Annotated in this window: 7 protein-coding genes; 2 read left to right on the top strand and 5 right to left on the bottom strand. The window is 74.7% G+C overall.

What is annotated here, in order from left to right; genetic code table 11:
• Nucleotides 1-170: 170 nt before the first annotated feature.
• The 4 genes from ACFU7Y_RS34020 to ACFU7Y_RS34035 all read right to left on the bottom strand — a co-directional run bounded on the left by ACFU7Y_RS34020 (nucleotide 171) and on the right by ACFU7Y_RS34035 (nucleotide 4,972).
• Nucleotides 171-1,163, bottom strand: coding sequence for an L-tyrosine/L-tryptophan isonitrile synthase family protein (locus ACFU7Y_RS34020; protein ID WP_374120145.1), 993 nt, complete (start codon nucleotides 1,161-1,163; stop codon nucleotides 171-173).
• Between the two features lie 111 nt (nucleotides 1,164-1,274).
• Nucleotides 1,275-2,588, bottom strand: a complete 1,314-nt coding sequence (locus ACFU7Y_RS34025) for a cytochrome P450 (RefSeq protein ID WP_224284834.1) — start codon at nucleotides 2,586-2,588, stop codon at nucleotides 1,275-1,277.
• A 112-nt stretch (nucleotides 2,589-2,700) separates the two neighbouring features.
• Nucleotides 2,701-4,089: an MFS transporter gene (locus ACFU7Y_RS34030; protein WP_380770674.1), complete on the bottom strand. Its 1,389-nt coding sequence runs from the start codon at nucleotides 4,087-4,089 to the stop codon at nucleotides 2,701-2,703.
• Nucleotides 4,090-4,408: 319 nt separating this feature from the next.
• Entirely contained in the window at nucleotides 4,409-4,972 is a 564-nt protein-coding gene (locus ACFU7Y_RS34035; RefSeq protein ID WP_224285265.1) for a sigma-70 family RNA polymerase sigma factor, read from the bottom strand.
• 55 nt (nucleotides 4,973-5,027) lie between these two features.
• Here ACFU7Y_RS34035 and ACFU7Y_RS34040 point away from each other — a divergent pair, with 55 nt between their 5' ends.
• A complete protein-coding gene (locus tag ACFU7Y_RS34040; protein WP_380770675.1) occupies nucleotides 5,028-5,294 on the top strand; it encodes a zf-HC2 domain-containing protein in 267 nt (88 codons plus the stop codon).
• A 313-nt stretch (nucleotides 5,295-5,607) separates the two neighbouring features.
• Here ACFU7Y_RS34040 and ACFU7Y_RS34045 read toward each other — a convergent pair whose 3' ends face one another.
• Complete coding sequence (locus ACFU7Y_RS34045; protein WP_380770676.1) at nucleotides 5,608-6,522, bottom strand: hypothetical protein; 915 nt, start codon at nucleotides 6,520-6,522, stop codon at nucleotides 5,608-5,610.
• Between the two features lie 669 nt (nucleotides 6,523-7,191).
• On the opposite strand from ACFU7Y_RS34045, the gene ACFU7Y_RS34050 reads away from it, so the two are divergent.
• Nucleotides 7,192-8,379 (top strand): cytochrome P450, encoded by a 1,188-nt coding sequence (locus ACFU7Y_RS34050; protein ID WP_380770677.1) that lies wholly within the window; start codon nucleotides 7,192-7,194, stop codon nucleotides 8,377-8,379.
• The last annotated feature ends 103 nt before the right edge of the window (nucleotides 8,380-8,482 follow it).

Raw genomic sequence — 8,482 nt, forward strand, 5'->3', positions numbered from 1 at the left:
GCACACAAAGAACTTAATAACACACCGCCGCCCACCCGGGAGGCGGCAGGGCAGAGGGGGCGGGACGGCGCCGGGCTGGGCGCACCGCAAGGCGGAGCCACTGCGGTGGGGACACCTCTCCGCCGGACCCCGAGGGCCGCCCCTCCCCGCAGGCGGGAGTTCGAAGACGGCTAGCGGCACTCGTAGTGGCTCGGCCGGCCGTCCCGCAGCACCAGTCGGCCGAGCCGCGCGGCCTCCTCGCTGCGCATCAACTCCCGCTCGCCACCGGTTCGGTGGAGCACCGCGGAGTGCCAAGGCGTGGTCCAGGCATCGGCGGCCGCCAGCAGCCGGATGCCGAACTTGGCGGTTCCGGCCGGCTGCGGGTGGATGGACAGTCGGACGGCGTGTGGATGGTGCTCGGCGATCAGCTCGCCCCAGGCGCGGCTGCGCTGGATCACGCCGTAGGCGCGGCGGCGGCACTCCCGCTGGAGGGCGGAGCGGGTGCCGGTGAAGCCGACGGTGTCCTCGGTGAGGAAGCGGGTGATGCCCCGGTAGAGCCGCAGGGTCTCCTCCTCGGTCAGCACCTGCTCGCGCAACTCCTCGACGCTCGGCGCGTACCGGGCGTGCACCCGGGCGCGCTTCTCGTCGTAGGGGAGGTCGCCGAGGACGGCCCGCAGGTCGAAGGTGTCGAGGTGGGTCAGGCCCTCGCGGGCGATCATGGAGGTCAGGGCGTTCGAATAGGCGTCTATGTGGTCGTCCGGAACGTTGATCAGGTCGCCGAAGACATGCCCGTCCGAGCAGATCAGGATGCGGGCACCGGGTGCGTACAGGCGGCCGATCTCCGCGCAGAGTCCGTCGAGGAAGGTCAGCGAGAGCCGTTCGCCCTCGTCGGGAAGGTGCCCGAGCACCTTCGCCGGGTTCGGCGACTTGCAGGGAAAACCGGGCAGGGTCAGGGCGATCGGTTCGCCGGCGGCGATGAACTTTGTCAACTGCGCCAGCTGGAGCGGGAAGTGCTCCGGGCGGGCGTCGAGCTCCGGGTCCGCGGCGCGGCGGTGCGGCATCAGCAGGCCGAGGACGCGGGCGGCGAGCCGTTCGGCCGAGGGGCGGTCTTCGAGGGCCGGGGCAGGGGTGGCGGGGGTGGCGCCAGGGGTGATGGCGGCAGGGGCGGTGCCGACGGGCGGCATGGTGGGTCCTCCACGGAAGGTGGTGCGGTACGGGCTGCGGGCTGCGGGCTGCGGTTCAGGGACTGCGGGCTGCGGGCGGGCGGAGCCGGGTGGTGCCTGGTGCCCCGGGGGTCAGCGGCGGCGGTCGTAGGCGACCGGCAGCCGGTTCACCCCGCGTGCCAGGACGGCGGGAACCCAGGCCAGGTCTGCCAGGCCGTCGCCGGGCGCCTCGGCCGGGCGCAGACCGGGCAGTCGGCTGAGCAGGGTGGCGAGGGCGACCTGGAGTTCGGCCCGGGCCAGCGCGGCCCCGGGGCAGTAGTGGATGCCGTGGCCGAAGGCCAGGTGGGCGTTGGGGGTGCGGTCGAGGTCGAGGTGGTCGGGATCGGGGAACTGCGCGTCGTCGCGGTTGGCGGCGCAGAGCGAGACGATCACGGAGTCTCCGGCCGGGACGGTGGTGCCGAACAGATCGCTGTCCTCGGCGAAGAACCGCCAGGTGGTGAGCTCGAACGCGGCGTCGTGGCGCAGCAGTTCCTCCACCGCCCGGGCGAGCCGGCCGGGCTCGTCGACGCCCTCGCGCAGCCGGGCGAGCTGCTCGGGGTGGCGCAGCAGGGTGACCAGCATGGTGGTGATCTGGTTGGTGACCGGCTCCTGCCCGGCGACCAGCAACTGGAACACCATCGAGTCGAGCTCCGCGCGGCTCAGCTCGCCCGCGTCATGGGCGGCGACGAGCCGGCCCAGCAGGTCCTCCTGGGCCACCCAACCGGGTTCCCGGCAGTCGGCGCGCTTGCGGGCGACGACGTCGGCGATGTACGTCTGGAGGCCGCGCAGCCGTGCCTCGTACGCCGGACGGCCGGGGTCCTGCGGGCCGACCGGCTGGACCACCTTGCCCCAGTCCCGGTCGAAGCGCTCCGCCAACGCGGACGGCAGGCCGATGACTTCGGCGAGCACCCGAAAGGGGTAGTGGGCCGCGAAGCCGGCCACCAGGTCCGTGCCGCCGGACTCGGGCAGCTCGTCCACCAGCGCGTCGGCCAGCTCCTGGAACCGGGGGCGCAGCGACTCCACCCGGCGCGGGGCGAAGGCGTCCAGCACGAGCCGACGCATCGAAGTGTGCTTGGGCGGGTCCTGGTGGAGCAGGTGGACCTGCAGCTGCGAGTGCTGCGGTTCGGGCATGATCGACGCGAGTCGGCGCCAATTGTCGTTGCCCAGAGCGTGGTTCTTGCCGAGACGGGGGTCGTTGAGGGCCGAGTGGGCGGCCCGGTAGCCGGTTACCAGCCAGGCGTGGATGCCGCTCGGGAACTCCACCCGGTGCACCGGCCCGGCCTCGCGCATCCGCCGGTAGAGCGGGTACGGGTCGCGCTTGTACTCCGGGCCGTACAGCGGGACGGGGGAGGGGAGCCGGTCGTGCCCGTACGGGCAGCGCGGGGTGTCGGGCGTGGCGTCGGTCATCTGGGGGTGATCCTTCGGTGGTGCGGGGCGGGTGGTTGTCACGGCGTGCGGCGTTTCGGGGCGCGGGGTGCGGGGTGCAATGGGCGGGGGTGCTGTGCGTCGGGTGCCGGAGTCAGCTGCGGTCGCCGCGAGTGTCGCGGTGGTGCAGGGCGAGCAGGACGACCGCCGTCGCCGCGACCAGGGCGGCCAGGGCGATCCCGGCGCGTGTCCCGGTGGTGTCGCGGGTCCCGGCGAGGGCGGCGGCGGTGGCGAGGGCCGGGCCGAGAGCGAAGCCGAGGCTGCGGGCGAGCTGGACGGCGGAACCGGCGGTGGCGAGCTTCCCGGGCGGGGAGGCGGACATCACCAGGGCCTGGGTGGGGCCGCCGTTGAGGCCCATCCCGGCACCGGCGAGGGCGAGTCGCGCGGCGATGTCGGGGGCGGACCAGCCGGCGTCCAGCGGGACGAGCAGGGCCAGGCCGAGCGTGGTGACGGCGGCGCCGGTGAGGGCGGTGGGCCGGGCGCCCCAGCGGTCGGCCAGCCGGCCGCCGACCCGGCCGGCCAGCACCATGCCGAGTGGGAACGCCAGCATGGTGAGCGCGGTCGCGGTGGCGCTCTCGCCCCGGGGGCCGCGCAGGTGCTGGGCGAGCAGGTAGTGGCAGGCAGCGAAGCCGGCGGCGAGCGCCAGCACCGAGGCGTTGACCCCGGCGGTCCCGGCGGCCCGAAGCACCTCGGCCACCGGCCGCCCGCCCGGGCGGCGCAGCCAGAGCAGTACCAGCGGCACGGCGGGCAGTGCGAGCAGCAGCCACTGCGGCGCCTCCGGGGCCAGGGTCAGTCCGAGCAGCACGGCGGCCACGGCGGCGCCGATCAGCGCGGCGTCGCCGAGCGAGGCCCGGTCGGGCGGTCGCAGCCCGCCCCGGCGCGGGGCGTGGCGCCGCACGATCAGGACGGCGGCCAGACAGACCGGCAGCTTGACGAGGAAGATCGCCCGCCAGCCCAGGTGGTCCAGCAGCAGACCACCGACCACCGGCCCGGTGACGGCGCCGAGCGGACCGAGCGTCGCGGGTACGCTCATCGCCCGGCCGCGCAGCTCGGGCCGGACGGAGGTGGCGGCGAGTACCGGCATCAGGACGAAGAGCACCGCCCCGAAGGCGCCCTGGAACAGCCGGGCCGCGATCAGCCAGCCGGCCCACGGGGCACAGGCGGCCAGCACGCTGCACAGGGCGAAGCACCCGACCGCGAGCAGCAGGGCCGAGCGGGTGCCGACCTGGTCCAGCCATCGTCCGGCGGGCAACAGCAGGGCGACGAGCGGGAGTTGGTAGCCGAGGACGGCCCACTGGGCGACTCCGGGGGAGACGTGCAGTCCGGCCGAGATGTCGGTGAGCGCGAGGTTGACCACGTTCATGTCGAGCATCGCGACGAACGACAGGAGGCCGGCGGCTATGACCAGGCTCCAGCGGTCGACCGGTTGCTGCGCCTGACTCACCGTCAGGAATGGAGCGTTCGGGGTCCGTTGTGCTGCCATGAAGTCCCTCCGTCTCCCGTACTGCCGGACCGGACGCCGCCTCGGCGGCGGGGTCCGGTACAGCAGTCGGGGGCGAGGGGGTTCTGGTTCCGAACACCTGGGGGATTTCTTCCCGGTGCTGTGCTGTGCTGTGCTGTGCTGTGCTGTGCGGGGCCGGGGTCGGGGCCGGGGCTGGATGCGGTGGCGCGCACGGCGAACGGTTGTCGGCCGGCAGCCGTCAGCCGACAACTTTCAACGAACAGATGACAGATTTCGAAATCTGTCATCTGTTCGCCGTCGGTTGCCCGCCGTCAGCCGTCCGCCGCCGCCCGTCCGCCACTCAGCAGGCGGTCGCGAGTTCCCCGGTCTCCGCGGCGCGCAGGCGTGCCACCAGTTCCTCCCGAGCCCGGGCGACCCGGGAGCGGACGGTTCCGACAGGGCAGCCGGCGACCTCGGCGGCCTCGGCGTAGCTCAGGCCGACCACCTGTGTCAGCACGAAGGCCTCCCGCCGCTGGGCGGGCACCCGGTCGAGCAGGTCGCCGAGCGCGACGCCGTCCTCGAACCCGGCCGGAGCTGCGCCGCCCTGCCGCTCTGCCGCCTCCTGCCAGTCCGGCAGTGCCGCGCAGCGCGGCCGGGCGGCGGCCATCCGGTACCGGTCGATCACCGTGCGCCGGGCGATCGACAGCAGCCAGGTGCGGGCCGAGGAGCGCCCGGCGAACGCGGGCAGGCCGCGCAGCGCGCGCAGGAAGGTCTCCTGCGCGAGGTCGTCGGCGGACTGCACGTCGGTCAGGTGGGCGACGAAGCGCCAGACGTCCCGCTGGGTCGCCCGGACGAAGGCCTCGACGTCGGCCGCCCGCCCCGAGCGGGCGGTCAGGGCCAGTGCGGTGAGCTGTTCGTCATCCACGGCGGCCCCCCACCCGGCAGCTCCCGACGGTACGGCCGTGCGGGACGATGGGCATATGAGATGCGCGCAGTTCCGTATCGCTCTGTCCGCCCGGCTCGACGGCGAACCGAGCGGTCTGCCGGAGGTCCGGCTGGACAAGCACGTCGCGCGCTGTGCCGGCTGCCGGGAGTGGCTGGCCCGGGCCGAACGGCTGTGCGGTCGGGTGGGGGCGGGCGCCGCCGACGGGCCCTCGCCCGAGTGGTCGGCCCGGCTGCTGGCCCGGCTGGGCGAGGACCGGCCGGGAAGCCGTGCCCCGGACGGTTCGCGGGCCGTCGAACGGTAGGAGCGGTCGGCGCGCCCGGAGGAGCGGGAACGGTGGGACGGTGGCGCCGGCCGGAGCCGGTGCGCCGTCGAAGTCAGGCATGGGAAGGTCCCGAGGGGAAGGCGGGGAACGGCGCCGCGCAGCGCGGCACCGTGGGCGTCCATGGGTAGCCGCGCGGCACGCCGGACCCCTGGGGAGGTGCGGCGGCGGACGCGGGCCCGCACCCTGACGGCACGACGGCGCAAGGCGCGGCCGTACGGCAGGGCGACCTGCCCGTCGCGAGCGTTCCGGCGGCCGGAGGCGGCCGGGGTGGGATGAGAGCGCGGCGGGCGCGTCAGCAGGCGAGGGCGAACGCCGGCGGCCCGCGCCGGACCACGGCATGCGTCAGCAGTGCCGACCGGGGCGGCCGGGCCCGGTCGGCGGCCGGGCGGGGCGGCGCCGGGGCCCGATGGCCGAAGGGGCGCGCGAACAGCGCCAGCAGCGGGACCAGCAGAGCCCCCGCGACCACCGAGCCGAGCGCGCCGAGCAGCTCGAAGAGCCGGACCAACGCCGCGTCACCGCGCCAGAGTAGGAGCGCACACGCCAGCGCGGCGAGCACGTGGGCGGCGGCCATCCCCGGCGACATGCCGTGGGACATCCCGTGCGCCATGTCGTGCGCCGGTCCGCTCGCCAGGTCCTGCGCCGAGTCGTACGACCCGCTGCCGTGGAACGTTCCGTCGGGCATCGCGTGCTGCCCGGCGGGCATCCCCGTCATTCCGGCCATCCCGAGCAGGCCGGGGTCCACGGCCGTCGTGCCCGCGGCCCCGTGGTGCGTCCCCGCCGCCGGCCGCAGGCTGCCCGCGGCCGGTGGGACGTCCGGGTCGATACCCGCCATTCGCGCCAGTTCGACCGGGGAGAGCCCGCCGGGCGCCCGGTCGGGGTTGCAGAGCAGGAGGGCGGCCCAGTCCGTGGTGGCGAGTCGGCCGAGGCCGCCACCCCCTCGGGAGAGCGCCCCGGCCTGTTCGAACAGCTGGTGCAGCGCGGTCTGCGCCACGACCATCCAGAGACTGGTGACGGCGAGCCCGCGCTGCTTCCCGGCGAGCAGCCAGGTCAGCCCGAGGACCGCCCCGAACGCGCCGGCCAGCACCGTCGGCGTGACCCCGGGCCCGGCCATGGCGACGTGCGCGGTGGCGGCCAGTGCCACGCACAGCGCGGCGAAGACCACGGCGCGCAGCAGGCGGATCCGGTCGGTCATCACGATGGCACTCATCGTCGCACCCGCTCCGCCCGGCCCGTACCGCACCCTCCGGTCATGGCCGGTTCTGTGTCATGAGACCATGCCCGGCCGCCCGCCCCGCAGCCCACCGGATCACCTCCGGTCGGCGCACCTGCCCGGCGCGCCGAACCGAACAGCCGCTCGTATGACCATCAGGGCGGTTTGACAGCGGACGTCCATGCTCACTTAATGTGCACAATTCAGTACGGTGCGTGTCTGAGCGATGCCGTCCAGAAGCAGGGAGGTTCGGCCTTGAAGACCCCGACGGGTGCCTCGGCGCCCATTGCCGACAGTGCCGAGTCCACTGCCCCCGGCGAGCCGACCGTCCCACGGCAGGCGACGGCCTCGGCAGAGGCGACGGCCCCGGCCCAGGCCGAGGAACCCGCGGAGGCGACCGAACCCGCAGAGGCGACCGAACCTGCGGAGCAGGCGGAACCTGCCGAGCAGCCCGAAGCCGCGGGCCGGATCGACCTTGCGGAACAGCCCGAACCTGCGGAGCCCGAAGCCGCCGAGCAGGTCGACTCGCCCGAGTCCACCGACCGCGCCGACGCTGCTGAGCCCGCCGACTCGACCGATCCCTCCGGCCCGCCCGCGTCCGCAGACCCCGCCGAAGCCCCCGCCCCGCCCGAGTCCGTCGACCTCGCCGACCCCCGCTTCTGGCAGCTGCCCGCCCCCGTCCGCGCCGCCGCCTTCGCCGAGCTGCGCCGCCGTCCCGGCCCGGTGTTCTTCGGCGACCGCGCCACCGGCCGGGGTTTCCACGCCCTGGTCCGCCACGCCGACGTGGTCGAGGCCAGCCGCACCCCCGCCGTCTTCCTCAGCGGCCCCGGCGTGACGACCCCGGCCCCGGCCCGCTGGGTCCGGCTGATGTTCGGCGACTCGATGGTCAACCTGGACGACCCCCGCCACGCCCAGCTGCGCCGGATCGTCTCGCGGGCGTTCACCCCGCGGCTGCTCGACCGGGTCGAGGAGGACGTCCGGCGGATCAGCACCGACCTGGTCGACCGGATCGAGAAGGAGCGGTCGGAGGACTTCGTGACCGCAGTCGCCGCCGAGCTTCCGTTCCAGGTGATCTGCACCATGATGGGCATCCCGGAGAGGTCGCGCCGTGAAGTCCTCGACCTGGTCAACCGCAGCTCGGAGGACATCGGGGTGGCCCGCCCGCTGCGCCGCCGGTTCCGGGCGCCCGGGCGCGGGCTGCGGGCGCTCGCCCGGATGCAGGGCATCGTCGCCGGGGTCGGCCGCCGGCGTCGTCGCCGGCCGGAGGAGGACCTGATCTCCGCGCTGGTCACCGCAGACGTGGACGGCCGTCGGCTCACCGGGCGAGAGCTGGGAGCCTTCTTCAGTCTGCTGCTGGTCGCCGGGGTCGAGACCACCCGCAACGCGCTGGCCCACGGCCTGCACCTGCTGACCGTCCACCCCGAGCAGCGCGCCCTGCTGCTCGCCGACCTCGACGGGCGGCTCGGCGGCGCGGTGGACGAGATGGTCCGCCACGCCACGCCGATCATCCAGTTCAACCGGACCCTCGCCGTGGACCACGAGCTGGGCGGCCCCGGCGGTCCGCTGCTGCGCGCGGGCGAGAAGGTCGCGCTGTTCTACGGCTCGGCCAACCGCGACGAGGAGGTCTTCCCCGACCCGGACACCTTCGACATCACCCGCACGCCCAACCCCCACCTCGGCTTCGGCGGCGGCGGTCCGCACTACTGCCTCGGCGCGCACCTGGCCCGGCAGGAGATGACGGCGCTGTTCCGCGAGCTGTTCACCCGACTGCCCGAGGCACGGTCGGTCGGCGAGCCGCAGCTCGTCCCGTCCAGCTTCGACCACCGGGTCCGCTCGCTGCGCTTCACCTTCTGAAGCCTTCCGAACCTTCCGACCTCCGACCGTCCTTCCGACCGTCCTGCCGACCTTCCGAACCCTTCTGAGCCTCCCACCCGTGCCGGAGGTCGCAGTGCCCGGG

It is taken from the genome of Kitasatospora sp. NPDC057542 (assembly GCF_042801945.1).
In the GTDB taxonomy this organism is placed as follows: Bacteria; Actinomycetota; Actinomycetes; order Streptomycetales; family Streptomycetaceae; genus Kitasatospora.

Bases quoted from the DNA above. Each gene is read 5' to 3' on its own strand.
- ACFU7Y_RS34020 (WP_374120145.1), bottom strand. From the start codon at position 1,163: ATGCCGCCCGTCGGCACCGCCCCTGCCGCCATCACCCCTGGCGCCACC.
- ACFU7Y_RS34025 (WP_224284834.1), bottom strand. From the start codon at position 2,588: ATGACCGACGCCACGCCCGACACCCCGCGCTGCCCGTACGGGCACGAC.
- ACFU7Y_RS34030 (WP_380770674.1), bottom strand. From the start codon at position 4,089: ATGGCAGCACAACGGACCCCGAACGCTCCATTCCTGACGGTGAGTCAG.
- ACFU7Y_RS34040 (WP_380770675.1), top strand. From the start codon at position 5,028: ATGAGATGCGCGCAGTTCCGTATCGCTCTGTCCGCCCGGCTCGACGGC.
- ACFU7Y_RS34045 (WP_380770676.1), bottom strand. From the start codon at position 6,522: ATGAGTGCCATCGTGATGACCGACCGGATCCGCCTGCTGCGCGCCGTG.